The organism is Cellulomonas humilata, assembly GCF_013359775.1.
Classification (GTDB): Bacteria; Actinomycetota; Actinomycetes; order Actinomycetales; family Cellulomonadaceae; genus Cellulomonas; species Cellulomonas humilata.
In genome coordinates, this window is record NZ_JABMCI010000040.1 from 1 (window position 1) to 24,996 (window position 24,996).

The 24,996-nt window shown below is 72.2% G+C and carries 18 protein-coding genes and 1 pseudogene; 9 read left to right on the forward strand and 10 right to left on the reverse strand.

Annotated features, from left to right (window positions below):
• From HP550_RS01660 to HP550_RS01670, 3 genes and pseudogenes are all read left to right on the forward strand, one after another.
• Positions 1–223, forward strand: a pseudogene (locus HP550_RS01660) (bifunctional D-altronate/D-mannonate dehydratase); the annotation flags it as partial.
• Positions 220–2,385 (forward strand): alpha-glucuronidase, encoded by a 2,166-nt coding sequence (locus HP550_RS01665; protein ID WP_425484410.1) that lies wholly within the window; start codon positions 220–222, stop codon positions 2,383–2,385. The pseudogene HP550_RS01660 and the gene HP550_RS01665, both read left to right, overlap by 4 nt.
• A gap of 20 nt (positions 2,386–2,405) precedes the next feature.
• The gene (locus HP550_RS01670; protein ID WP_175345864.1) at positions 2,406–3,404 is read left to right on the forward strand and encodes an NADP-dependent oxidoreductase; all 999 of its coding nucleotides are present in this window, start codon (positions 2,406–2,408) and stop codon (positions 3,402–3,404) included.
• Here the strand turns inward: HP550_RS01670 and HP550_RS01675 are convergent.
• Genes HP550_RS01675 through HP550_RS01705 form a run of 7 tightly spaced genes read right to left on the reverse strand, consistent with a single transcriptional unit; the run spans position 3,394 to position 13,589 of the window.
• A complete protein-coding gene (locus tag HP550_RS01675; protein ID WP_175345865.1) occupies positions 3,394–4,071 on the reverse strand; it encodes a DUF624 domain-containing protein in 678 nt (225 codons plus the stop codon). The genes HP550_RS01670 and HP550_RS01675 overlap by 11 nt on opposite strands.
• 5 nt (positions 4,072–4,076) lie before the next feature.
• Positions 4,077–5,588, reverse strand: a complete 1,512-nt coding sequence (locus HP550_RS01680; RefSeq protein WP_175345866.1) for a GH39 family glycosyl hydrolase — start codon at positions 5,586–5,588, stop codon at positions 4,077–4,079.
• The gene (locus HP550_RS01685) at positions 5,585–7,600 is read right to left on the reverse strand and encodes a beta-galactosidase (RefSeq protein WP_175345867.1); all 2,016 of its coding nucleotides are present in this window, start codon (positions 7,598–7,600) and stop codon (positions 5,585–5,587) included. Before HP550_RS01685 ends, HP550_RS01680 begins: the two co-directional genes overlap by 4 nt.
• A gap of 53 nt (positions 7,601–7,653) precedes the next feature.
• On the reverse strand, positions 7,654–9,321 hold the full coding sequence (locus HP550_RS01690; RefSeq protein ID WP_175345868.1) for an ABC transporter substrate-binding protein: 1,668 nt from the start codon (positions 9,319–9,321) through the stop codon (positions 7,654–7,656).
• 34 nt (positions 9,322–9,355) lie between these two features.
• Entirely contained in the window at positions 9,356–10,267 is a 912-nt protein-coding gene (locus HP550_RS01695) for an ABC transporter permease subunit (protein WP_175345869.1), read from the reverse strand.
• Positions 10,261–11,295, reverse strand: coding sequence for an ABC transporter permease (locus tag HP550_RS01700; RefSeq protein ID WP_175345870.1), 1,035 nt, complete (start codon positions 11,293–11,295; stop codon positions 10,261–10,263). Before HP550_RS01700 ends, HP550_RS01695 begins: the two co-directional genes overlap by 7 nt.
• A complete protein-coding gene (locus HP550_RS01705) occupies positions 11,292–13,589 on the reverse strand; it encodes a beta-xylosidase/alpha-l-arabinosidase (protein WP_175345871.1) in 2,298 nt (765 codons plus the stop codon). The genes HP550_RS01700 and HP550_RS01705 overlap by 4 nt, the downstream gene beginning before the upstream one ends.
• Positions 13,590–13,831: 242 nt before the next feature.
• Between HP550_RS01705 and HP550_RS01710 the strand changes: the two genes are divergently transcribed.
• Complete coding sequence (locus tag HP550_RS01710; protein WP_246280406.1) at positions 13,832–14,908, forward strand: LacI family DNA-binding transcriptional regulator; 1,077 nt, start codon at positions 13,832–13,834, stop codon at positions 14,906–14,908.
• The gene (locus HP550_RS01715) at positions 14,908–15,906 is read left to right on the forward strand and encodes an acetylxylan esterase (RefSeq protein WP_175345872.1); all 999 of its coding nucleotides are present in this window, start codon (positions 14,908–14,910) and stop codon (positions 15,904–15,906) included. Before HP550_RS01710 ends, HP550_RS01715 begins: the two co-directional genes overlap by 1 nt.
• Before the next feature lie 82 nt (positions 15,907–15,988).
• Here HP550_RS01715 and mgrA read toward each other — a convergent pair whose 3' ends face one another.
• Positions 15,989–17,023, reverse strand: coding sequence for an L-glyceraldehyde 3-phosphate reductase (gene mgrA / locus HP550_RS01720; protein ID WP_175345873.1), 1,035 nt, complete (start codon positions 17,021–17,023; stop codon positions 15,989–15,991).
• Between the two features lie 28 nt (positions 17,024–17,051).
• On the opposite strand from mgrA, the gene HP550_RS01725 reads away from it, so the two are divergent.
• Positions 17,052–17,513, forward strand: a complete 462-nt coding sequence (locus HP550_RS01725) for a TrmH family RNA methyltransferase (protein ID WP_175345874.1) — start codon at positions 17,052–17,054, stop codon at positions 17,511–17,513.
• 9 nt (positions 17,514–17,522) lie between these two features.
• Here the strand turns inward: HP550_RS01725 and HP550_RS01730 are convergent, their stop codons facing one another.
• Both HP550_RS01730 and HP550_RS01735 read right to left on the reverse strand, forming a co-directional pair.
• Positions 17,523–19,136 (reverse strand): beta-1,3-glucanase family protein, encoded by a 1,614-nt coding sequence (locus tag HP550_RS01730; protein WP_175345875.1) that lies wholly within the window; start codon positions 19,134–19,136, stop codon positions 17,523–17,525.
• Between the two features lie 151 nt (positions 19,137–19,287).
• Positions 19,288–21,393 (reverse strand): multicopper oxidase family protein, encoded by a 2,106-nt coding sequence (locus HP550_RS01735; protein WP_246280408.1) that lies wholly within the window; start codon positions 21,391–21,393, stop codon positions 19,288–19,290.
• Between the two features lie 164 nt (positions 21,394–21,557).
• On the opposite strand from HP550_RS01735, the gene HP550_RS01740 reads away from it, so the two are divergent.
• From HP550_RS01740 to HP550_RS01750, 3 genes are all read left to right on the forward strand, one after another.
• Entirely contained in the window at positions 21,558–23,288 is a 1,731-nt protein-coding gene (locus HP550_RS01740; protein ID WP_175345915.1) for a gamma-glutamyltransferase family protein, read from the forward strand.
• Complete coding sequence (locus HP550_RS22880) at positions 23,285–24,031, forward strand: 2-phosphosulfolactate phosphatase (RefSeq protein ID WP_175345876.1); 747 nt, start codon at positions 23,285–23,287, stop codon at positions 24,029–24,031. Before HP550_RS01740 ends, HP550_RS22880 begins: the two co-directional genes overlap by 4 nt.
• 75 nt (positions 24,032–24,106) lie before the next feature.
• Positions 24,107–24,976: an amidohydrolase family protein gene (locus HP550_RS01750; RefSeq protein WP_175345877.1), complete on the forward strand. Its 870-nt coding sequence runs from the start codon at positions 24,107–24,109 to the stop codon at positions 24,974–24,976.
• Positions 24,977–24,996: the final 20 nt, after the last annotated feature.

Genomic DNA, 24,996 nt, shown 5'->3' on the forward strand with positions numbered 1-24,996 from the left:
CCTGGCCATCCACAACTTCGGCATCCAGGAGTACATGCAGCACGGCGCGCGCACCGGCGAGGTGTTCCGGCAGTCGTTCACGTTCGAGGACGGGTACCTGCACCCGGGCTCGTCGGTCGGCCTGGGCGTCGAGTACGACGACGACGCGGCCGCGCGGTACCCGTACCAAGCGGCGTACCTGCCGTTCAACCGGCTCAAGGACGGCACGGTGCACGACTGGTGACCAGGCGGCTCGCCCGACCAGCGCACCCGATGTGGCTTCCCGACGAGGCGCTCCGACCGCTCGGCTCGCGGCGCGTGCTCGTGGCGGTCGGGCCGGACGACGGGCCCGTGGCGCAGACCGTGGTCGACGAGGTCGCGGCGGCGACCTCGCGGTTCGGCGGGGTTCTGGTGACCGGCCCGGTGACGCCCGAGGACGCCCTGGCGTGCGACGTCGTGCTCGCGATCGTCGGCAGCGCCGGACAGGTGGGGACGGCGTCCGCCACCCAGCCGCCTCCTGCGGGCTACCTACCGCGGACCGACTCGTACGTGCCCGCCGTGCAGGCGGTCGTCGACGGGCTGCTCGTCCTCGGCCGGGGCGCGCCGATGAGTCCCGGCATGTTCGGCCTCGCCCGACACGACGGCAGGACCGTCGTCGTCGCCGGCGATGCCGCCGGTCTTCTCTACGGTCTGCACGAGCTCGTCCGCCGCGGCGCGCCCGCCCTCACATGCCCTGACGACGTCGTGTGGGACCTGCCCGTCCACCAGGTCCGGATGCTCGACCACTGGGACAACACCGTCGTCCACCCGGTCATGGGCCAGGTCGAGCGAGGGTACGCGGGCGGGTCGATCTTCTGGTCGGACGGCCGGGTGCGCGACGACCTCACGCGCGTCGCGCAGTACGCGCGGCTGCTCGGCTCGGTCGGGATCAACGCGGTCGGGCTCAACAACGTGAACGTGCACGCGGCCGAGGCGCGGCTGCTCACCGACCACCTGGACGACGTCGCGCGGCTGGCTGACGTATTCCGGCCGCACGGGATCCGCGTGTACCTGTCGGTGAGCTTCGCGTCGCCCCTGACCGTCGGCGGCCTGCCGACCGCGGACCCGCTGGACCCCGGCGTGCAGGACTGGTGGGCGTCGGCGGTCCGACGGGTCTACGAGACCGTCCCTGACTTCGGCGGGTTCGTCGTCAAGGCCGACTCGGAGGGGCAGCCGGGACCGTTCGCCTACGGCCGCGACCACGCCGACGGCGCGAATCTTCTGGCCCGGGCGCTCGCTCCCTTCAGCGGGACGGTGTTCTGGCGTGCGTTCGTGTACGACCACCACCAGGACTGGCGCGACCGGTCCACCGACCGCGCGCGGGCGGCGCACGACCACTTCACCCCGCTGGACGGCCGGTTCGACGACAACGTCGTGCTCCAGGTCAAGTACGGGCCGATGGACTTCCAGACCCGTGAGCCGGTCTCCCCCGTGATCGCCGCGATGCCGCGGACCCGGCTGGCCGTCGAGCTCCAGGTGACGCAGGAGTACACGGGTCAGCAGCAGCACGCCGTCTACCTGGGGCCGCAGTGGGACGAGATCCTGCGGTTCCCGCTGGCGGAGGACGGCCGCACGGTCGGGTACCTGGCGGCCGGGCTGCCCGTGGGGACGGTGCACCGCGGGGACGACCCGGTCCCGCCGGCCGGAGGGTTGGTCGCGGTCTCCAGCGTGGGTGACGACGAGTTCTGGACCGGCCACCCCCTGGCGCAGGCCAACCTGTACGCGTTCGCGCGGCTGGCCTGGGGCGAGGAGGACCCGGACGCGGTCCTCGACGAGTGGATCGGGTTGACCCTGGGCGACGACCCCGCCGTACGGGCCACGGTGCACGCCGTGCTCGACGACTCCTGGCGCACCTACGAGAGGTACACCGCCCCGCTCGGCGTGGGCTTCATGGTCCGCCCCGGTCACCACTACGGCCCCGACGTCGACGGCTACGAGTACACCCCCTGGGGCACCTACCACTTCGCCGACCGCGACGGCATCGGCGTCGACCGGACGCGCGCCACCGGGACGGGGTTCACCGGCCAGTACGCGGCGCCGTGGCGGGACGTGTACGAGTCGGTGGAGACGTGCCCCGACGAGCTGCTCCTGTTCTTCCACCACGTCCCGTACACGCACGTGCTGCACAGCGGGACGACCGTCATCCAGCACCTGTACGACACGCACGCCGACGGGTACGACGAGGTCGTCCGCATGGCGTCGGCGTGGTCCTCGATCGAGGGGCGGGTGCCGCAGGCGTTCTTCGACCGCGTCACGCAGCGGCTGGCCGAGCAGGAGCGCAGCGCCCGCGAGTGGCGCGACCAGCTCCGCAGCGCCTTCTTCCGCCGCTCGGGCATCGCGGACGCGACGGGCCGCACCATCTACTGAGGTGGCGCAGACTCGTGGCCATGGCGATCAGCACCCAGGTCCAGCTCGTCCGCCGGCCGCAGGGGTGGCCCGTGCCCGAGGACTTCCGCACCGTGGCCGTCGAGCTGCCCGAGCTCGGGCCGGACCAGGTGCGCGTCGCCAACGCGTTCCTGTCGGTGGACCCGTACATGCGCGGGCGGATGAACGATGCGGAGTCGTACGTCGCGCCGTTCGCCCTGGACGCGACGATGACCGGCGGCTCTGTCTGCAGGGTCGTGGAGTCGACGTCGGCGGACGTCCCCGTCGGCTCCGCCGTCACGCACGACCTCGGGTGGCGGGACGTCGCGCAGGGCGACGCCGCGCAGTTCCGGGTGGTCGACGACGGGGTGCCGCTGTCGGCGTACCTCGGGGTCCTGGGCATGACCGCGTTCACCGCCCACCTCGGGCTCCTCCAGATCGCGCGGATGCAGCCGGGCGAGGTCGTGTTCGTGTCCGGGGCGGCGGGTGCGGTCGGGTCGATGGTCGGGCAGATCGCGAAGCTCAAGGGCGCCTCTCGGGTGATCGGGTCGGCCGGGTCGCCCGAGAAGGCGGCCCTGGTCCAGGAGCGGTACGGCTTCGACGCCGCGTTCGACTACAAGGACGGCCACGTCTTCCGGCAGCTCCGGGCCGCCGCCCCGGACGGGATCGACGTGTACTTCGACAACGTCGGCGGCGTGCACCTCGAGGCGGCCCTCGGGTCGCTGCGACGGGACGGTCGGGTCGCCGTGTGCGGTGCGATCTCCGGGTACAACGACGAGCAGGCGCAGCCCGGACCGCGGAACATGGCCCGGATCATCCAGCAGGGCCTCACCTTGCGCGGGTTCACCGTCCCGTTCCACACGCAGCACTACCCCGCGTTCCTCGCCGACATGACCGGGTGGTTCACCAGCGGGCAGATCGCCTACGACGAGACCGTGGTCGACGGTCTGGACCACGCCGTCGACGCGTTCCTGGCGATGATGCGCGGCCAGACCACCGGCAAGACCCTGGTCAGGCTGTGAAGCGCTCCTCCGCGGCGGCCACCACGGGCGCGGCGGTGCGCGCGTAGAGGTAGGTCAGGGGCGCCGCGAGCAGGACCACCAGCCAGTCCGAGAGGTAGGCGACGGCAGCGGTCAGGACGAGGACCGAGACGAAGCCGAGCGTGACCAGGGGCTTGCCCGCGACGAAGTACGCGCCGAGCCGGGCGACGTCGCGGGTGCGGAACGAGAAGAGCGCGCTGAGCACCAGGGCGTGACCGGACCAGAGCACGAGCAGGAGCGCGACCCCGCCGAGCGCCCAGCCGAGCACCGGGGGGAGGCCCGCGGCGCCCAGGTGCGTCAGGTTCACGGCGATGATGCCGAGGACGCCGAGGGTCGGCACCCACCAGCGCAACACGTCGAGGACGTCGAGCCGGTAGCCGCGCCAGAAGTGCCGTGCCGGCGACAGGTCACGGTCGCGTGCGAACACCCGCCACGCGAACACGGCGGCCGCGACCGACGGGCCGAACGGCACGCACGCCAGCGCGAGGAGCGGGAGGTTGCTGGCGTCGCGGTCGAGCAGTGCAAGGAGCACGAGGCCGGGGGCCGCGGTGAGGACGAGCATCGCCTCGATCACGACGAACCAGTAGACGACCGCCGACCAGCGCGGGAGCGCACCGGCGCCGATCTCGTCGTCGGGCTTCGTGGCCATGGCCGTCATCCCACCACGCCCTGGCCGAGGAGCCGAGCGTCGTCGAGCCCCGGGTGCTCGTCGGGCGTCACCGGCAGCAGCTCGACGAGGGTGACCTCGTGCCGGCCGAGCACCAGGTCGAGGTCCACGTGGCCGTCGACGGCGACGAGAGCGGAGTGCCGCAGCGCGGGCACCGAGGCGTCGTGCAGCAGGTCGAGCACGCGCGCGGACGGGTTCCGCGGCCGGCCGAGCTCGCGCCACGCGGTCCACGCGTTGCCCTCGGTCTCGCTCACGGACCGCCGGACGACCGCCACGTCCGACGGGACCGGGATCCGCAGGCGGACCTCGTGCGTGGCGGGTGCCGAGCCGTAGGGGCCGTCGTCGGAACCCCCGAGCGGCTGCCAGGCGAGCACCGTCACGCGCCCGTCGTCGTCGCGGCAGACGAGGTGGTCGTCGCCGCGGGCGAGCACGGACGCGCCCATCCGGGCCATGAACGCGTACAGGTGGAACGTCGGCTTGCGCACCTGGCGGTGGGTGAGCAGCCCGAAGCCGCCGTGGAACAGCGACGTCGGGATGTTCTCCTCCTCGAACACGTCGCAGAAGGTCCAGTAGGAGAAGGAGTCGACCAGGTCCCCGCCGCCGGCCAGCACCGGGGCCAGGTAGGCGGCGTTCCACGCGGTGTCGTGGATCGGGTTGTCGGGCCGGTAGGAGGTGTTGAACTCGCTGATGTGCACCGGCAAGCCCGCGAGCGCGGTGCCGGCGAGGTGGCGACGGGGGGCGTCGAACTGGTCGAGCAGCGCCTGCGGCGGCTCGAACGTCTGGTAGACGCCGAAGGGGACGTGCTGGGCGGGTCCCGACGAGTACGCGTGGCGGCTGACGAAGTCGACCGGCACGTCCCGGCTCGCGACGAAGTCGGCGAACGGAGCCCACCAGTCGTCCGCCCCGGGAGACAGGACCGGCCCGCCCACCTGGAGCGACGCGTCGACGTCCTTCACCGCTCGCGCCGTCGCCTCGTACAGCCGGAAGTACGCGGCCCGGTCGGCGCCCTGCCAGAACTGCGTGAGGTTGGGCTCGTTCCACACCTCGATCGGCCAGGTGCGGACCTCCTCGAGCCCGTACCGGTCGATCAGGTGCCGCAGCACCGCCCGCACCAGCGCCGCCCAGTCGTCGTGCGAGCGCGGCGGCGTGACGTTGCCCTGCCACCAGAACACCGTCTGGTTCCCCGACGCCAGCGCCGAGGGCATGAAGCCCAGCTCGAGGAACGGCTTGAGCCCGATCCGCAGCCAGGAGTCCACCACCTGGTCCACGTACGTGAACGTGTACCGGGTGACGCCCTGCGACTCGCGCAGCACGCCCAGGTCGTCGGACAGCAGGCCGTGGCCGCGGACGTACCGGAACCCGATCTCCTGCTGCACCAGCGCGGCGGACTCCTGGTAGTCCGCGCGCAGGGCGAGGTTCATCCGGCCGGTGCCGACGCACTCGCGCCAGGCGGACGGCAAGGGGCCGACGGGTGACGAAGGGACGAGGACACGGTTCATGACAGGACGAGCACCTCGGTCGTGGAGAGGGTCAGGGGGTCACCGACCGCCAGGACGCGGCCGGTCAGCAGATCCGTTCCCGCCACCTGCGACGTCACGGTGATCGGCTCGGCTCCGTGGTGCAGGACGAAACGGTGGAGGACGCCGTCCGGCGAGACCCGGTCCACCACCTCGACACCCGCGTCGTCCGCGTGCGGGCCGACGAGCCCGTGCCGCGCGAGCACGCGTCGGACCACGGCGGCGACCCCGCCGTCGTCGAGCATCGTCGCCACGTACCAGGCCTCGCCGTCACCGACCGACGCACGCGTGACCGCCGGGGTGCCCGCGTAGAAGTCGGCGCCGTAGGTGGCCAGCACGGTCGTCCCCTCGTCCGGCACGACGACCTCGAACACGTGCCGCGCCTCGTGCACGACCCCGTCGAGCGTCACCGGGTTCACCACGGACGGCTGCTGCGCGTCGGTCTCCTCGACGCGCAGACCCAGCAGGTCGCGGAACGGGCCAGGGGCGTCGGCGAGGAAGGCGTTGTCGTCCTCGTCGACCCGGCCGGACAGGAACGTGGTCAGGAACGTGCCGCCGCGCTCGACGACCGCGCGCACCCGGGCGGCGAGGTCGCCCTTGACCAGGTGCAGCAGCGGCGCGACCACGACGTCGTAGGACGTGAGGTCCGCGGTCACCGGAACGACGTCGACCAACGCGTTGAGGTGCCAGAGCGCCCGGTGGTAGCCGCCCAGCACGTCGAGGTAGCGCACGTTGCGGTTGGGGCCGTCGGACATCTCGGCCGCCCACCACGAGTCCCAGTCGAGCAGCAGCGCCACCCGCGCGGGCGTCCGGGCGCCGAGCGTCGCGTCACCGAGCGACGCGAGCTGCGCGCCCAGCGCGGCGACCTCGCGGAACACCCGGGTGTCCGTGCGGCCGGCGTGGTCGAGGACGGCGCCGTGGTACTTCTCGCACGCGCCGCGCGACTGGCGCAGCTGGAAGAACAGGGTGGCGTCGGCGCCGTGCGCCACGGACTGCCAGGTCCACAGCCCGAGGACGCCCGGGCGCTTGACCGCGTTGACGTCGCGGCTCGCGGTCGTCGACGGCGTCTGCTCCATGACCCAGAACGGGGCTCCCCCGCGCAGCCCCCGCATCGCGCCGTGCGCGAGCGCCATCCGAGCGGCCGTGCGGATCGGCGAGGCGTCCTCGGGCGGGTAGTTGTCCCACGTCGCGAGGTCCAGGTGCTCGGCCCAGCGGTGGTAGTCGACCGGCTGGTAGAGGCCCATGAGGTTGGTGGTCACCGGAGTGTCCGGCACGTGCGCGCGGATGGCTGCCTTCTCCGCGAGGAACCCGCCGAGCAGCGCGTCCGACAGGAACCGGCGGTAGTCGAGCGTGATGCTCTGGAACGCGGTGTGGTTCGGGCCGCGCCAGTGCTCGGAGAGCATGCTCGGCGGCTGGATCTGCGCCCAGTCGGTGAAGGTGTGCGACCAGAACGTCGCGTTCCACGCCTCGTTCAGCCGGTCGAGCGTGGTGTACCGCTCGCGGAGCCAGACCCGGAACGCGGCCGCGCACGACGAGCAGTAGCAGGCGCCCCCGTACTCGTTGCCGACGTGCCACGCGACGATCGCCGGGTTGTCCCCGTAACGCTGCGCGAGCCGGCTGGCCAGCGCGACGGACAGCCGCTGGAACGCCGGCGAGGACGGGCAGTGGTTGTGCCGCTGGCCGTACACGTGGCGTCGACCCTCGAAGTCGACCCGGCACGCGTCCGGGTAGGCGCGGGCCAGCCACGGCGGCATGGCCCCGCTCGGCGTCGCCAGCACGATCGAGCGGCCCTCGGCTGTGGCCCGCTCGACGATCGCGTCGAGCGTCGAGAAGTCGTACCGCTCCTCGGCGGGCTGCAGGTGGGCCCACGCGAAGACCCCGAGCGTCACCGTGGTGAGGCCCGCCAGGTCGAAGGCCGGGTAGTCCTGGTCCCACACCTCACGTGGCCACTGCTCGGGGTTGTAGTCGCCGCCGTACAGGATCTGGTTGCTCATGGTCCTCCAGGGACAGGCCGGCCCCGCGCGGTGCGCGGGGCCGGCCGGCGTGCTCAGCCCTTGGCGGCGAGAGCGGTGTTGAAGGTCTCCACGTACTGGTCGACGTTGAGGCCCTTGAGCTCGGTCTGCCACGCGTCCCACTCGGACATCGGGCGCTGACCGAGGATGAACGCGGCCGTGTTCTGCGTGACCGAGTCGTTGAGCGCGGCCTGCCAGAGCGTGATCTGCTCCTGCTGCAGCTCGTCCAGCGGTGCCGACGGGGTCAGCGGCAGCTCGGTCTTGTCCGCCATGGCGTCCACGAACTCGTTGGTCGCCTCGGTGTTCAGGCCGCGGATCAGCTCGTCCGTCGTGCCGTTGGCCAGCATCCACACGCCGTTGCTGAACCCGAAGTCGGCGTTCAGCTTCTTGGTGCCGGCCGGGTTGACCCCGTTCCAGTCGACGTCGGCCGCCAGCGTCCGGGTCTCGCCGTCCTTGGTGAACGTGGTGCCCTCGACGCCGTACTTGGCGAACTCCAGGCCGTTGTCGGAGTAGTACAGCCAGTCCGCGAACTGGAGCAGCGCGAGGAAGTTCGGCTGCTCGGCGGCCTTCGAGGAGAGCATGAAACCCGACGCGACCCGGCTGCCGGACGCGACGTTGTCACCCGCGGGGCCCTCGGGCACGCGGATCAGGTGCACCTTGGCGTCGGTGTTGCCCGCGTCGGTGAACGTCTTGGCGTACGTGGTGATCTCCTGGGTGTTGCCGGAGATCGCCAGCGACTGGCCGCTGCCGAACTTCTGCTTGGCGGTGTCGTCGTCCTGCGTGACCGACTCCGGGTCGAGCAGGCCGTCCTCCACCAGCGAGGCGAAGTACGAGACCAGGTCCTTGTAGCCGTCGGTCGACGCGGCGTACGAGAACGTCTTCGAGTCCTGGTCGTACGCGAGGCCGTTGCCGAAGCCCCAGCCGGCGACCGTGCCGAAGTTCGGCGCCGCGAGCTGGAGGGTGGCCCCGAGCGGGCTGTTGTTCGTCGTGGACCAGCGGTCCGACATCGGCCAGACGCCGGGGTTCGCCTTCTTGAGCGTGTCGAGGTCGTCACGCAGGTCGTCCCACGTCTGCGGGTCGTCGGTGATCCCCGCCTTCTCCCACAGGTCCTGGCGGACCGCGATGGAGTACTGCGGCTGGGGCGACTGGTACAGGCCCGGGAGCATGTAGTACTTGCCGTCGGCCTGCTTGAGGTTGTCGATGGCGGGTTGCAGCTCCCACTCCTCGACCTTCTGCTGGAAGTTCGGCATGTACTGCACGTAGTCGCTGAGGGGCAGCAGCGCGCCGCCGGACACGAACTGCGTCTCCTGGCCCGGGTAGGTCACCGGGATGAGGTCGGGGGCGTCGCCCGCGCTGATGATCAGCGACTTCTTCGCGTCCCAGTCGGACAGGGGCGCGCTGGTGAGGTCGAACGAGACCTTGTTGGCCTCCTCGAGCTGCGAGAAGAACAGCCAGTCCTTGTTCAGCGGGTAGTTGGGGTGGTCGCGGTACAGGACGCTGAACGTGACAGGTTCCGTCGCGACGAAGTCGGTGCCGACCTCGAAGTCGTCCATCGCGCCGACGCGCTGGGCGTCAGGGATGCCGCTGGCGCTGGCCGACGGCTCGTCCGTCGAGCCGCCGTCCGACGAGCACGCCGCGGTGAGCGTGAGTGCGAGTACCGCGACCGACGCGGCGACGGCTGCGCGCTTTCTGGTGGTCCTCATGATTCTCCTCGTTGAGAACTGGGTGGGTGGAAGATCACTGCTTGACCGCGCCGAGCATCACGCCCGACACGAAGTACCTCTGCAGGAACGGGTAGAGGCAGATGATGGGCAGCACCGTGAGGAGCATCGTCACGGACTGCACGTTGGCGCCGATCTGGCTGAGGTTGTCCGTGCCGCCGCCCTGGATCGACGTCCCGCCGGTGACGCCGGCCATGAGGTTCCGCAGGTACACGGTCACCGGGTAGAGGTTCGGGTCGTCCATGTAGAGGAAGGCGCCGAACCAGCTGTTCCAGAACGAGACCGAGTAGAAGAGCAGCATCGTCGCCACCACGGCCTTGCTCAGCGGGAGCACCACCTTGAAGAACACGCCGTAGGTGCTCATGCCGTCGATCGAGGCGGCCTCCTCGAGCTCGCTCGGGAAGTTCTCGAAGAACGACTTCATCACCAGCAGGTTGAACACGCTGATGGCGTTGGGCAGGACGATCGCCCACAGGGTGTTCCGGAAGCCGAGCTGGCTGATGAGGATGTAGTTGGGGATCAGCCCGCCGTTGAAGAACATGGTGGCGACGGCCACGCCGATGAAGAACTTGCGGCCCTTGAGGTGCTGCTTGGACAGGGCGTACGCGTACGTGGTGGTCAGGGCCATCGCGATGGCTGTGGCGACCACCGTGTACTGGATCGTGTTGCGGTAGTTGCGCCAGAACATGTCGTCGCCGAACACGACCTGGAACGTGGTGAGGTTGAACCCGCGCGGGATCAGGTTGACCTGCCCCGACGTGATGTAGCCCTCGGAGCTGAACGCCTGGGCGACGATGTTGACGAACGGGTACAGGACGAGCGCCGACACCAGGATGAGGATCGCGCCGTTGACCAGGCGGAACGCCCGGTAGCCGCGGCCGTCCGCCACGCCGGTGGAGCGCGTGCGTGCGAGGTCGGTGGTCACCACAGGCTCGCCCCCACGGTCTTCCGGGAGATCGCGTTGGCGGACAGGATCAGAGTCACGCCGATGATCGCCTCGAACAGGCCGATCGCCGTCGCGTAGCTGATCGAGTTGGACACGATCCCGACGCGGTACAGGTAGGTGGAGATCACGTCGGCCGTGGAGTAGATCAGCGGGTTGGACAGCAGCAGGATCTTCTCGAAGCCGACCGCCATGAACGTGCCGACGTTGAGGATGAGCAGCACGATCATCGTCGGGCGGATGCCCGGCAGGGTGATGTGCCACGTCTGCTGCCAGCGGTTGGCGCCGTCGATCCGGGACGCCTCGTACAGCTGGTCGTCGATCGTCGTCAGGGCCGCGAGGTAGAGGATCGTGCCCCAGCCGACCGTCTGCCAGACCTCCGACGACAGGTAGATGGTGCGGAACCAGGACGGTTCCTGCATGAAGGTGATCGCCGACCCGCCGGCCGCCTCGATGATCTGGTTCACGGTGCCGTTGACGGAGGTCAGCTGGAACACGATGCCCGCGACGATCACGACCGACATGAAGTGCGGCAGGTAGGAGATGGTCTGGATGCTCCGCTTGAACCTGCGCGACCGGACCTCGTTGAGCATCAGGGCCAGGATGATCGGCAGCGGGAACACCACCAGCAGCGTGAGGAACCCGAGGACCACCGTGTTGGTGAACGCGTGCCAGAACTGCTGGTCGTTGATGAACATGCGGACGTAGTAGAGGCCCACCCACTCGTCGCCGAACATGCTGCCGCCCGGCCGGAACCTGCGGAACGCGACGACGTTCCCGAGGATCGGCACGTACCGGAAGATGATCAGGAAGACCAGCGGCAGCACCAGGAACGAGTAGAGCCGCCAGTCCTTGCGCAGCGCCGTCCGCCAGGTCTGGTGCGCGGCGGGGATGACCGTGCCGTCGTGCGCGATCCACGACTCCTTGCGGGTCCTGCGCTTCTTCGGGGCCACCGGTACCAGGGGCGCCGGGGGCGAGACGGGATCGGCCACGGCCGGTTCCTGGAGGGTCATGCGGTCACCTCCATCGCGTGCAGCGCCGTCACGGCCACCCCGGTGGTCAGCCGACGCGTGTGGTCGACCTCCCGGAGCTCCCCGGTGAGCCGCAGCTCGAGCGCGTCGCTGCCGTCCGCGCTGGACCGTGCGACCCGGAGCTCCACGTCCCCGGGCTCGACGATCCGCGTGCCCGACAGCCCGGTGAACGCGGTGACGTCGGCGGGGACGGTGAACGTGACCAGCGCGGAGTCGCCGGGTTCCAGCTCCACCCGCGCGTAGCCGACGAGCCGCACCACCGGCCGGGTCACCTGTGCCACCGGGTCGTGCAGGTAGAGCTGCACGACGTCGGCGCCGGCCCGCTCCCCCGTGTTGGTGACCAGCACCTCGACGGTCGCGTCGCCGTCGGTGGGCCACACCTCGCTCGTCGCACGCGCCGACCACGAGAACGACGTGTACGACAGGCCGTGGCCGAACGGGAACGCGGCCGTCGGGTCCACCGACGAGACCCCCGAGCGCCGGCCCAGCGGTGCGGACAGGTAGGTGCCCGGCTGGCCGGAGGCGTCCGCGGGGATGCTCACCGGCAGGCGGCCGGACGGGTTGACGACCCCCGTCAGCACGTCGGCGATCGCCTGCCCGCCCCGCTGGCCGGGGAAGAACGTCTGCACCACGGCGGCCGCGTCGGCGGCCAGCGGAGCGATCGCGTACGGACGACCCGTGAGCAGCAGGAGGACGACCGGGGTGCCCGTGCCGAGCAGCGCGCGGACCAGGTCGGCCTGCACGCCCGGCAGGTGCAGGTCGGTGGCGTCGCAGCCCTCGCCGGACGTGCCCCGACCGAACAGGCCGGCCCGGTCGCCGACCGCGACCACGCACACGTCGGCGTCCCGCGCTGCGGCGACGGCCTCGGCGAACCCGTCGCGGTCCTGGTCGGTGACGTCGCAGCCGCGGGCGTGGGTCACGTCGAGCCCGGCGGCGCGCAGCCCGTCGAGCACGGTCGGGATCTCGATGCCCAGCCCGGCCTCGGGGTGGTGCACGCCGACGTGCGCGGGGAACGAGTAGCAGCCGAGCATCGCCATCGGGTCGTCGGCGAGCGGTCCGACGAGGGCGACCCTCGCACCGGGTCGCAGCGGCAGGGCTCCGGTCGGGTTGCTGAGCAGGACGATCGCCTCGCGAGCCAGCCGGAGCGCCAGGTCCCGGCTCTGCTCGTCGTCGAGGACCGGCTCGGCGTGCGCCTGCGGGGACCAGTCCGGGTCGAGCAGGCCGAGCTCGGCCTTCTGGGTCAGGACGCGGCGCAGCGCCCTGTCCACGAGCGCCTCGTCGACCTCGCCCCGAGCCAGTGCGTCCCGCAGCGGCAGGCCGTAGCAGTGCACGCTCGGCAGCTCGACGTCCACACCGGCCGCGAGCGCCAGCGCGGCCGCCTCGGCCTCGGACCCCGCCACACCGTGCAGCGTCTGGAGGAACCGGATGCCGAAGTAGTCCGCGACGACCGTCCCGGTGAAGCCCCACGTGTCGCGCAGCAGGGTGGTGAGCAGGCCGGCGTCGGCGGCCGACGGCACCCCGTCGAGCTCGGCGTAGGAGTGCATGACCGACCGCGCGCCGCCGTCGCGGACCGCCATCTCGAACGGCGGCAGGACGACGTCCGCCAGCTCGCGCCGGCCGATCGACACGGGTGCCAGGTTGCGGCCGGCGCGGCTGGCCGAGTAGCCCGCGAAGTGCTTCAGGGTGGCGACGACGCCGGAGCCCTCGAGGCCGCGGACGTAGGCCGTGCCGACGGTGCCGACGAGGTACGGGTCCTCGCCGATGGTCTCCTCGGTGCGGCCCCAGCGGTAGTCGCGGGTCACGTCGAGCACCGGGGCGAGGCCCTGGTGCACGCCCGCGGAGCGCATCGACGCGCCGATCCGGGCGGCCATCGCCTCGACGAGGTCGGGGTCGAAGCTGGCGCCCCAGGACAGCGGGACCGGGTACGCGGTGGCGCCCCAGGCGGCGAACCCCGCGAGGCACTCCTCGTGCACCAAGGCCGGGATGCCGAAGCGGTTGGCCGCGACGATCTGCGCCTGCGAGGCGGCGAGCGACCGAGCGCCGGCGGCCGGGTCGACGGGGGCGGAGCCGTAGGGACGCGTGAGCTGACCGAGCCCGCCGCGGATGACCTCGGACCAGCCGAGCCCGTCGGCGGTCATCTCCGACTGGTGCGGCGCGACCCCGGCACCCGTGGCGTCTGCACCGACCCAGAGGCCGACCAGCTGCGAGAGCTTCTCGTCGAGCGTCATGCCGGTGACGAGGTCGTCGACCCGGTCCTGCTGTGCGTCGTGGGTCATGCTGCCCTCCCCGGTCTCACGGCCCTGTGAGAATCGAAAGTATCGACTGCGGTGTCGATATCTGCCGGTGTCGGACGCTAGGCGCTCCGCGGCGGCATGGCAATCCACGTGGGAATTTTGGCAAACGTTTCTCATCATCGATCCGCGCAGTGCCGGGTGACTTCCGCCGCTGGCCCTGGGCGGTCCCCACGGTCGGTGCTACGTTCGGCCGATAGTTGCGACGAGCAGACCGGACCACCCTCATGACCACCACCAGCGCGAACGGCGCCGCCGCCGGTCCCGACGACGACGTCGAGACCCCCGAGCACCCCGGGACCACCGCGACCATCGCCCTCATCGCGGCCGAGGCGGGGGTCTCCATCCCCACCGTCTCCAAGGTGCTCAACGGCCGGACCGACGTCGCCGCCGTCACGCGCGCCCGCGTCGAGCAGGTCATCGACCGCCACCAGTACCGCCGCCGCCGGGGCCGCTCGCAGACCGGACCGGGCCTCCTGGACCTCGTCTTCCACGAGCTCGACGCCGGCTGGGCCGTGCAGATCATCAAGGGCGTCGAGTCCGTCGCCGGCCCCGAGCGGATGGGCGTCGTGCTCTCGGAGCTGGGCGGCGCGCACCGGCCGCGGCAGGAGTGGCTCGACGACGTGCTCGCCCGCCGGCCGCGCGGCGTCATCCTCGTCCTGTCCGACCTGGACCCCGCGCAGCGGCGGCAGCTGGAGACCCGGTCGATCCCGTTCGTCGTCGTCGACACCGCCGGCGAGCAGCCCCCCGGCGTCCCGACCGTCGGGTCCGCCAACTGGGCGGGCGGCCTCGCGGCCACCCGGCACCTGCTGGGGCTCGGGCACCGTCGGGTAGCGGTCATCTCCGGTCCGGTCGACGTCCTGTGCAGCCGCGCCCGGATCGACGGCTACCGCACCGCGCTCGACGAGGCCGGCGTCGCCGTCGACCCCTCGCTGATCCGGTACGGCGACTTCTTCGTCGGCGGCGGCTACACGCACGGGCTCGACCTGCTGGACCGGCCGGACCGCCCGACCGCGATCTTCGCCGGCTCGGACTTCCAGGCGCTCGGCGTCATGCGTGCGGCGCGCGAGCTGGGCCTGCGGGTGCCCGAGGACCTGTCGATCGTCGGTTACGACGACCTGCCGCTCACGGAGTGGATCGGCCCCCCGCTGACCACCATCCACCAGCCGCTCCAGGAGATGGCCGCGACGGCCACCCGGATGGTGCTGGCCATGGCCCGCGGCGAGGCGCCCACCAACCCGCGGATCGACCTGGCCACCGAGCTGGTGATCCGCGAGAGCACCGCGCCGCCGGCCGCCGTGTGATGGCGGCCTTCGACCTCCCCCTCGAGCAGCTCGAGCGGTACCTGTCCGACGTCCCGGTGCCCGCCGACTTCGACGAGCTCTGGGCCTCCACGCTCGCGGACGCCCGGCGGCACGACGTGCTGCTCGACGTCGTCCCGGTCGACACCGGTCTGACCCTCGTCGACACCTGGGACGTGACGTTCGCCGGGTTCGAGGGTCAGCCGGTGCGCGCCTGGTACACCCGACCCGCCGGGGTGTCCGCCGACCTGCCGGCCGTCGTCGAGTACCTCGGCTACGGCCGCGGTCGCGGGCTGCCGCAGGAGCGGCTCACCTGGGCCGCCGCCGGGTACGCCCACCTGCTCATGGACACCCGCGGGCAGGGCAGCCAGTACGGGTCCGGCGGCGACACCCCCGACCCCGTCGGCTCCGGACCGGCCGCGCCCGGCTTCGTCACGCGCGGCATCCTCGATCCCACGACGTCGTACTACCGCCGCGTGTTCACCGACGCGGTGCGGGCGGTCGACGCCGTGCGATCGCTGCCGGGCGTGCTCGGCGTCGCGGTGGTCGGGAACAGCCAGGGCGGAGGCATCGCGCTGGCCGTCTCGGGGCTGGTGCCGGACCTTGCAGGGGTGCTGGTCAGCGCACCGTTCCTCTGCGACGTGCCGCGCGCCCTGGCACTGACCGACGACGACCCGTACGGCGAGATCGTCCGGTACCTCGCGGTCCACCGCGACGCCTCCGAGCGGGTGCTGCGGACGCTCTCGTACCTGGACGGCGTGCACTTCGCCGCCCGGGCGACCGCCCCGGCGCTGTTCGCGACCGGCCTGCGCGACACGATCTGCCCGCCGTCGACGGTCTTCGCGGCCCACAACGTGTACGGCGGCGAGCGCGAGATCGCGGTCTACCCGCACAACCACCACGAGGGCGGTGAGGCGTTCCACACGGCCCGCCAGCTGGGCTGGCTGGCGGACCGGCTGCCTGGCGCCCGCCCCCGACCTCGCGTCACGACGAGATCGTGACTTTCGGTCGAGATCGTGAGTTCGAGCTACCGATCTCGACGGAAAGTCACGATCTCGCGCGCGCGCGAGCGCCGCACCTCGCTCAGCGGCCGGTGCCGTCGACCGCGTGCGGCTCGATAGCGGCGATCTCGTCCTCGGTGAGGGCGGGTGCGCTGAGTGCCGCCACGTTGTCCTCCAGCTGGGCGACCGAGCTGGCGCCGACGAGGGCCGAGGTGATGCGGTCGTCGCGGAGCACCCAGCTCAGGGCCAGCTGCGCGAGCGACTGGCTTCGGCCGGCGGCGATCTCGTTCAGCGCCCGCGCGCGGGACAGGTAGGTCTCGGACAGGGCGGTCGGCTTGAGGAAGTGGCCGACGGCCGCGCGCGAGTCCTTCGGGACCTCGCCCGACAGGTAGCGACCGGTGAGCAGCCCCTGCGCCAGCGGGGAGAACACGATGGAGCCGATCCCCAGGTCGCCGATGACGTCAAGCAGGTTCTCGCTCTGCCCCTCGGCGACGTTCTCGATGTGCCGGTTGAACATCGAGTAGCTGGGCTGGTGGATCAGCAGCGGCGTGCCCAGGTCGGCCAGCACCTGCTGCGCGGTCCGGGTCTGCGCCGGGGAGTAGTTGGAGATGCCGGCGTACAGGGCCTTCCCGCTGGTCACCGCGGTGTGCAGGGCGCCCATCGTCTCCTCGATCGGCACCGAGGGGTCGGGGCGGTGGGAGTAGAAGATGTCGACGTAGTCCACGCCGATCCGCGCCAGGGACTGGTCCAGCGAGGACAGCAGGTACTTGCGCGAGCCGCCGTCGCCGTACGGGCCGGGCCACATGTCGTAGCCGGCCTTCGAGGAGATCACGAGCTCGTCGCGGTACGGGCGCAGGTCGGAGGCCAGGATCCGGCCGAAGTTCTCCTCCGCCGAGCCGTACGGCGGGCCGTAGTTGTTGGCCAGGTCGATGTGCGTGATGCCCAGGTCGAACGCCCGCCGCAGGACCGCGCGCTGGGTGTCCAGCGGGGTGGTGTCGCCGAAGTTGTGCCACAGACCCAGCGACAGGGCGGGCAGGTCCAGCCCGCTGCGACCGGTCCGGCGGTAGGTCATGGAGTCGTAGCGGGCGGCGTCAGCCGCGAAAGGCGCAGAGGGCATGCCTGCACCGTATCCGTAGGATCGCCCCGTGCTGCACGTCGCGTTCTTCGAGCCCCGCATCCCCGGCAACACCGGCAGCGCCATCCGGCTCGCGGCCGGCACGGGCTCGACGCTGCACCTGGTGGAGCCGCTGGGCTTCGACCTGTCCGAGGCCAAGCTGCGCCGCGCGGGCCTGGACTACCACGACCTCGCGCACGTGGTGGTGCACCCGAACCTCGAGGCCCTGCTGGCGGCGGTGCCGGGCCGGGTGTTCGCGTTCACCACCCACGCCACCCAGCACCACACCGACCTCGCCTACCGCGCCGACGACGTGCTCCTGTTCGGCCCGGAGCCCACGGGGCTGCCGTCGGAGGTCCTCGCGCATCCCCGCATCACGGCCCAGGTGCGGATCCCGATGCTCCCGGGACGCCGGTCGATGAACCTCTCGAACGCCGCAGCTGTCGCCACGTACGAGGCGTGGCGACAGCTGGGCTTCGAGGGCGGGGTCTAGCCGGCAGTCCTAGCCCAGCTTCCACTTCTGGGCGTTGGCGCCGTTGCAGTCCCAGATGTGGACCTGGGTGCCGGGCGTGGTGGAGTGGCCGGGGTTGTCGAGGCAGCGGTTGGACTGCGGGTTGTAGTAGCTGTTGTAGGCACCTTCGGTCCGCGCGATCCAGACCTGCGCGCCTGTGCCGTTGCAGTCCCAGAGCTGCACCTTGGTGCCGTTGGCCGTGCCGCCGCCGGCGATGTCGAGGCACTTGCCCTGGACTCGCAGCGTGGTGCCGGCCTGCACGTAGGTCCACTTCTGGGCGACCGTGCCGTTGCAGCCCCAGATCTGGACCTTGTTGCCGTTGGCGGTGTTCTGCGCGCTGTTGTCCAGGCACATGCCGTTGGCGTTGACGAGCGCGCTGCCGCTGCCGGTGGGCGGCGGGTTCGTCGTCCCGCCACCGGTGAACGGCTGGATGATCAGGCCGGCCGCGGACGGCGAGCCGTCGTGCACCAGGGACTCGAAGGCGCCGACGTCGTCGAACGCGAACGCGTACGCCTTCCCGTCGGCCATGTTGGCGTGCACGATCCGCGCGTACTGGTTGGTGGGGTTGCTCTTGTAGAAGGCCGACGCGTCGGTGCTGGGCTGGGTGTCGACCGTGCCGAGCGTGCCGCGGTTGAGGGCGGCGCACAGGGTCCGGGCGATGGGGCCGACGACCTGGTCGTTCGGGGCGTGCAGGGCGCCGTCGCAGCCCCAGACGTCCGCGCTGCTGGGCCGGGCGAAGGACGCCACCTGCTGGCCCGAGCCGTTGGTGAACGTCATCGTGGTGCCCGACGTGCGGCCGAAGTACCTGAGGTTCGGCTGGTCACCGAACGGCACGACCGTCAGCGTCTTGCCCGCGTAGGCGCCCCATGCGGAGGCGATGTACGGGTCGAGGTAGGTGGTGCTCAGCAGGCCCGCGCCCGCCGCCTTGCCGGGGGCGAGCACCCGCAGGACCGTGCCGTCGGCGCGCTTGACCACCGTGTTCGCCCAGCCGGGCTGCGCGGCGATCTGGTTGATCGTGTTGGTCCGTCCGTTGGCGACGAGGTCCCCGGTCCGCCGGGTGCCGGACGCGCCGGTGACCGTCACGGCGTGCGGCAGGGCGAACATGTCCACCTGCGAGCTGTTCAGCCAGATGCCGGCGTCGTTGTAGGTGAACTCGCTCCAGTCGAACAGGATGTTGTGGTTGGCGTCGCCGCTGGCCCACGGCGCCGGCTGCACCAGCCCGTCAGGCGTGAGGAAGAACTTCAGCTTCTCGCCGAGGGAGAAGTAGACGCGGCCGGAGATGCCGCGCGGCACCTGGATGGTGGTGCTGCCGCCGTTGCCGGGTCCGGCGATGGCGACGTCCGGCGCCGGCGACGGCGGGTTGGCGCCCGCGGGCCACGCGGTGAACGTGCCGCCCGCGTTCACATACCCGAGTCGGCCGGTGGTCAGGTTGGTGCCCAGCACGTAGACGTAGACCGCCTCGCCGCGACCGCTGGAGTTGGTGATCGTCAGCGGCAGCCGGTCGGGGCCCACCGCCTGCGCTCCTGTTGCGGCTCCGACGACCGCCGTCGTCACCGCGACCGCGAGCGCGCTGAGCGCCCCGATCAACCTCTTGCTGGTCCTCATCGACCTGCTCCTCACCTCGTGCACGACGACGCGGGGAGGGTGACCCCGCGCCAGTGTTGACACGTGTCAACCCAGTCGCAGGACCCTATGACCGTAAGGAAGGGATCCGCAAGGGGCATTCCCCCCGAACCACGCGCACCCCTCGAGTCGCTCAGCCCCCGGTGTGGCCGGCGACGGGCTCGCCCGGCTGGGGCGGGCCGACGCGCATCGGGCGCATCATCTCGTTGTCCTCGTGCTCGACGATGTGGCAGTGCCAGACGAACTGGCCCGGCTGGCCGAACCTCATCCGGATCCGGGTGACCTCCCCCGGGTAGGCGATCACGGTGTCCTTCCACCCCCGCTCGTTGGGCTCCGGCTGCCGGGTGCCGCCGGCGGGCAGGACGGTCTGCGCCTCCTCGTCGATGACGACCGGCCCGCGCTCGACGACCTGGAAGTGGACGTCGTGGACGTGGATGGGGTGCGCGTCGGCCGTGGTGTTGTAGATCTCCCAGAGCTCGGTCGTCCCCACGGCGGGCGCCTCGGTCACGGCCTCGCTCCACGCCGCCGTCGACCAGTGCCCCGCCGCGTCGACGGTGCCGAGCATCGCGGCGACGGGCGGCGGGTCCTCCGCCAGCTCGGGCGCCGTCGACATCTCCTCCACCAGCGCCACGCGCCGGGCGACCGTCGGGACCAGCGGCGCCACCGCGGGCAGCACGAGGAACTGCGGCGGCGTCGTCGTGTCGGGCGAGGTCGCCGCCACCACGCGCAGCTGCAGGATCTGCCCGGTGGTGTCCGGGTCGGCCACGTCGAAGTCCTCGTCGGGCTCGCCGCCGCCGAACGGCTCGTCCGGCCCGAGGTTCCGCAGCACCCACGAGCCGGCCGGCACGCCGGTGAGGTCCACGACGAGGTCGGCACGCTCGGCCGGAGCCAGCAGCAGGTGACCGCCCAGGGTGCCGCTGACGTGGACCGGAGCGGCGAGGAACCCGCCCTCGGTGCCGATCTGCCAGACGTCGGCGCCCGGGATCGCGCTGAAGTCGAGGATGAGGAAGCGCGAGTTGCACCCGTTGAGCAGCCGGAGACGGTACCGCCGCTGCTCGACGTCGAGGTACGGCCAGGTGTGGCCGTTGACCATGATCGCGTTGCCGAAGAACTCCGGGTTCCAGATCGGTGGGACGTCGCCCTCCGGAACGTAGGGCCCCACCGTCCCGTCGAAGTACGCGCGGGTGTCGGGGTAGAACAGCGCGCCGTCGGCCGTGAACGTGCGGTCCTGGATCGCCAGCGGGATCTCCCGGTAGGGGCGCGGCCGGGGGTCGGTGGCCCGCGGTGCCGGCCCGGGCAGGACGGCCCGGGTGGCGGTCCGGGCGTCGAGCACCGCGTCGTCACCCTCGGGGCCGCCGCGCACGAGGTAGAAGCCCGCCGGGCCCGCGTAGACGTTGACGCGCGTCATGCCGAGGGTGTGGTCGTGGAACCAGAGCGTCGACGCCCGGTGGTCGTTGGGGTACTGGAACGTGGCCGACCCCGGACTCCACTCGAGACCGAACCGTGCAGCCGCCTTGGCGCGGAAGAACTCGTACCAGGTGCCGTGCGTCGCGTGGTCGGCGGGCACGTCCACCGCGGCCGGGAGGTACCAGGCCTCGGGATAGCCGTCGCTCTCGTCGCCCACGCCGACCGCGCCGTGCACGTGCGTCGTGAGCGGCACCGGCCCCAGGTACGGGCCGGGCACCTCGGTGAACGTCGGCCGGCCGTCGCGGCCCGTCGCACCGCCCGGCGGGTTCGCCCAGTGCAGCGTCGGGTCCACGGGGAGCAGGTGCGGTAGATAGCCCCCGGCGTCGTCCGTCAGCTCGTTGACCCAGCGGACTCGGACGGGCCGACGCCAGTCCGCCTCGATCGTGAGGCTCGGCGAGTGGTGCAGCAGCACGGCCTTGCGTGCCGCCGCCGCTGTCGGCCCGTACGCCCAGACCGTCGTGGCGGGCAACGGGGCCGGCAGCACCTGCTGGACGACCTGCCGCACCGAGACCTCGTAGACGTCGGCGTTCTTGCCGCCGCGCAGGACGGCCGTCCCGGCGCGGGGCATGACGGGTGGCACCAGCAGCGGTGTCAGGTACTTCGGCACGGACAGCGGGTCGAGGAGCGACGCGGAGTCGTCCGCGGCGGCCTCGATCGCGAAGGGTCTGCCCCCGGCCGACGTGACGAAGTAGAGTCCCAGGCCCGCCCCGGCGGCCTTGAGGACGGTCCGTCGCGTGACGACCATGGCGGGTGGGCGAGCGTCGGTGCTCATGGGTGCTCCTCGGGTCTTCCCTGCGACACCCAGGCAAGCCCCGCCGGACGGCCGGTCAGTAGATCCGAAGGTCCCGGAACCGGGACGTTTCGGACAGCGCGGGTGCCGTGGGGCAGGATCGACGGGTGTTCACCACGCGCCCCGAGCTCACCGGTTCTTTCGGCATGGTCGCCTCGACCCACTGGCTGGCGTCGTCCGTCGGGATGCGGATGCTCGAGGCAGGCGGGAACGCGTTCGACGCGGCCGTGGCCGCCGGGTTCACGCTCTCCGTGGTCGAGCCGCACCTGAACGGTCCGGGCGGTGACGCGCCGATCCTCGGGTACCGCGCGTCCGACGGGCACACGTTCGTCGTCTGCGGGCAGGGCACGGCGCCCGCCGCCGCGACCATCGAGGCGTACCGCGACCTCGGCCTCGACCTCGTGCCCGGCACCGGACACCTGGCCGCCGTGGTGCCGGGCGCGTTCGGTGCGTGGCTCGACCTCCTCGCCCGCTACGGCACGTTCCCCCTGGCCGACGTGCTCGCACCGGCGATCGGCTACGCCCGCGACGGCTACCCGCTGGTCCGGGCCGCGTCCCGCACGATCGCGACGGTCGCCGAGATGTTCAGCGAGCACTGGCCGACCTCCGCGGCGGTCTACCTGCCGCACGGCCAGGTCCCGGCCGCGGGCGCCCGGTTCAGCAACCCCGCGCTGGCGGACACGTTCGAGCGGCTGCTCGCGGCCGGCGGCACCACCCGCGAGGAGCAGATCGAGTCCGCGCGACGGGCGTTCTACGAGGGCTTCGTCGCCGAGGCCGTCGACGCGTTCCAGTCCGGCGTCGCGGTCCAGGACTCGTCGGGCCGACGCCACACCGGGCTGCTGCGCGCGTCCGACCTCGCCTCCTGGCACGCCACGGAGGAGCCCACGGCGTCGGTCCGGTTCGCCGGCCGGACCGTCCACAAGACCCGCGCGTGGGGGCAGGGACCGGTGCTCCTCCAGCAGCTCGCGATGCTCGAGGCGCTCGACGTGCGCTCGCTGGTGCGGTCCCACGACACGGTCGAGCTGGTGCACACCGTCGTCGAGGTGGCCAAGCTCGCGTTCGCGGACCGGGAGGCCTGGTACGGAGACACCCCCGACGTCCCGCTCGAGACCCTCCTCTCCGCCGGGTACACGGCGGCGCGGGCGGCGCTCGTCGGTCCGGACGCCGCCGAGGGTCTGCTGCCCGGATCCCCCGACGGTCGCGTGCCGCGCGTCGCCGCGAGCCTGTGGGGCGCCCGCGCGGGATCCGCCCCCGGTCTCGGGGAACCCACGGTCTCCCCCGTCGGGCTCAGCCCTGGCGACACCTGCCACGTGGACGTCGTCGACCGCTGGGGCAACCGGGTCTCGGCCACCCCGTCGGGCGGCTGGCTCCAGTCCAGCCCCGTGGTGCCCGGCCTCGGGTTCGCGCTGCCGACGCGCGCGCAGATGTTCTGGCTGGAGCCCGGGCTGCCCAACAGCCTCGCGCCCGGCACACGGCCACGGACCACCCTCAGCCCCGGCCTGCTGCTCGACGACGACGGGACCGGGGTCGCGTTCGGCACGCCGGGCGGCGACCAGCAGGACCAGTGGACCGTGCCGTTCCTGCTGCGGCACCTGCTCGGCGGCGACGACCTCCAAGCCGCGATCGACGCCCCCATGTGGCACTCGTCGCACGTGCCTGGCTCGTTCTACCCGCGCACCCACACGCCGAAGGGGCTGGTCGCCGAGTCGCGGCTCGGGGCTGACGTGCTCGACGCGCTCGCGGAGCGCGGGCACGCCGTGGAGACCGTCGGGCCGTGGGAGCTCGGGCGGCTGAGCGCGGCGGGCGTCCGGGCGGACGGCCTGCTCGTGGCGGCGGCCAACCCCCGGGGGATGCAGGGCTACGCGGTGGGTCGGTGACGTCCTTCGCCCGGCAGGCGGGGTTCCGGGTGGCGTTCGCGTGGGGTCCCGACGAGGCCGCCGTGGTGGTCGGGCCCGAGCCGACCCTCGCGGTCGTGGTCGACGTCCTGTCCTTCTCGACGACCGTGACCGTCGCGGCCGAGTCGGGGGTCACCGTCTACCCGACCGCGCGGCGGGGCTCCGAGGCCGCGCTGTTCGCGGCGACCGTCGGTGCGACGCTGGCCCCGGTCCGCACGGTCGACGCCCCGAGCCTGTCGGTCGCGTCGATGCGCGGCGCGCCCCCCGGTCGGGTCGTCGTCTCGTCGCCCAACGGCGCGACGACGTCCCTCCGGCTCGCGGGTCACGGCACGCGGGTGGTCGTCGGCTGCCTGCGGAACGCCTCCGCGGTCGGACGGGTGGCGGCCTCGTTCCTCGCGGGCGGCGACGACAGCCGGGTGGTGGTGGTCGCGTGCGGGGAGCGCTGGCCGGACGGCGGCCTGCGACCGGGTGTCGAGGACCTCTGGGCGGTGGGCGCGATCCTGCGTGCGGTCGACTCCGACGACCTGTCTCCCGAGGCGGCGACCGCGCGGACGGCCGCCCCCGCCGGTGCCGTCCGTGCGGCGCTCCTCGACTGCGCCAGCGGGCGCGAGCTCGTGGGCGCCGGTTTCGCGGCCGACGTGCACATCGCGGCCGAGGTCGACGCGTGCGCGCTGGTGCCCGAGCTGGTCGACGGCGCCTTCGTCGCAAGTCCTCCGATGAATTGACTCGTCGATGAGGGTTCGATGAGGGATCCGGTCGCGACGGGGCCGAGAGATCGGACCACTGCTAGCGTCGCCCGCATGCCCAATGTCGTGGATGCCCACCTTCAGGTGTGGAACCCGGACGCGGTGCACTACCCCTGGATGACCGCGGAGAACGCGGCGGTGCACCGACCGTTCCGGGTGCCGGACATCGAGGACCAGCTCGCCGACGAGGGCGTCTCGTGGGTGGTCCTCGTGCAGGCCGCCGACAACCGCGCGGACTCCGAGCTCATGCTCTTCCAGGCCCTGTCGTCGCCGCGTGTCGCCGGGGTCGTGGCGTGGGTCCCGCTCGACGCCCCCGACGACGCGGCCACCCAGCTGGACAAGTGGCGGCGTGAGCCGATCGTCGGCATCGGCCACCGGGGGCACGACGAGCACGACCCCGACTGGCTCCTCGACTCCGCCGTCGACGAGAGCCTCACGCTCCTCACCGAGCGCCGGCTCACCCTGGACCTCACCGCGCACACCCCGGCCGCCCTGGCGCACGTCGCGACCCTGGCGGAGAGCCACCCGAAGCTGACGATCGTGCTCGACCACCTGGGTGCTCCCCCGCTCGCCGCCCTGCGCGCCGGGGCGCGGGACGGCTGGGCGCGCTGGTCGGCCCTGCTCGGGGCGGTCGCGCAGCAGCCCAACGTCGTCGCCAAGCTCTCCGGGCTGACCACCGCGGCCGGCGCGGGCTGGACCCCCGACCACCTGCGCCCGGCCGTGGACCGCGCGCTCGAGGTGTTCGGCCCCGACCGGCTCATGCTCGGCAGCGACTGGCCGTACGCCCTGCTGGAGGGCGACTCGTACGCGCAGGTGTGGCACGGCCTGCGCTCCACGGTCGACCAGCTGTCCGACGACGACCGGGCGGCGGTGCTCGGTGGCACCGCCACGCAGGTGTACGGGCTCCCGTTCGACTCGTTCTGAGCGCGCGGGCGCTAGGTTCG

Excerpts from the sequence above, each read along its gene's own strand:
- HP550_RS01710 (WP_246280406.1), top strand. The coding sequence starts at position 13,832 with ATGACCACCACCAGCGCGAACGGCGCCGCCGCCGGTCCCGACGACGAC.
- HP550_RS01680 (WP_175345866.1), bottom strand. The coding sequence starts at position 5,588 with ATGAACCGTGTCCTCGTCCCTTCGTCACCCGTCGGCCCCTTGCCGTCC.
- HP550_RS01735 (WP_246280408.1), bottom strand. The coding sequence starts at position 21,393 with ATGAGCACCGACGCTCGCCCACCCGCCATGGTCGTCACGCGACGGACC.
- HP550_RS01670 (WP_175345864.1), top strand. The coding sequence starts at position 2,406 with ATGGCGATCAGCACCCAGGTCCAGCTCGTCCGCCGGCCGCAGGGGTGG.
- HP550_RS01690 (WP_175345868.1), bottom strand. The coding sequence starts at position 9,321 with ATGAGGACCACCAGAAAGCGCGCAGCCGTCGCCGCGTCGGTCGCGGTA.
- HP550_RS01675 (WP_175345865.1), bottom strand. The coding sequence starts at position 4,071 with ATGGCCACGAAGCCCGACGACGAGATCGGCGCCGGTGCGCTCCCGCGC.
- HP550_RS01715 (WP_175345872.1), top strand. The coding sequence starts at position 14,908 with ATGGCGGCCTTCGACCTCCCCCTCGAGCAGCTCGAGCGGTACCTGTCC.
- HP550_RS01700 (WP_175345870.1), bottom strand. The coding sequence starts at position 11,295 with ATGACCCTCCAGGAACCGGCCGTGGCCGATCCCGTCTCGCCCCCGGCG.
- HP550_RS01740 (WP_175345915.1), top strand. The coding sequence starts at position 21,558 with ATGGTCGCCTCGACCCACTGGCTGGCGTCGTCCGTCGGGATGCGGATG.
- HP550_RS01730 (WP_175345875.1), bottom strand. The coding sequence starts at position 19,136 with ATGAGGACCAGCAAGAGGTTGATCGGGGCGCTCAGCGCGCTCGCGGTC.
- HP550_RS01705 (WP_175345871.1), bottom strand. The coding sequence starts at position 13,589 with ATGACCCACGACGCACAGCAGGACCGGGTCGACGACCTCGTCACCGGC.
- mgrA (WP_175345873.1), bottom strand. The coding sequence starts at position 17,023 with ATGCCCTCTGCGCCTTTCGCGGCTGACGCCGCCCGCTACGACTCCATG.
- HP550_RS01685 (WP_175345867.1), bottom strand. The coding sequence starts at position 7,600 with ATGAGCAACCAGATCCTGTACGGCGGCGACTACAACCCCGAGCAGTGG.
- HP550_RS01750 (WP_175345877.1), top strand. The coding sequence starts at position 24,107 with ATGCCCAATGTCGTGGATGCCCACCTTCAGGTGTGGAACCCGGACGCG.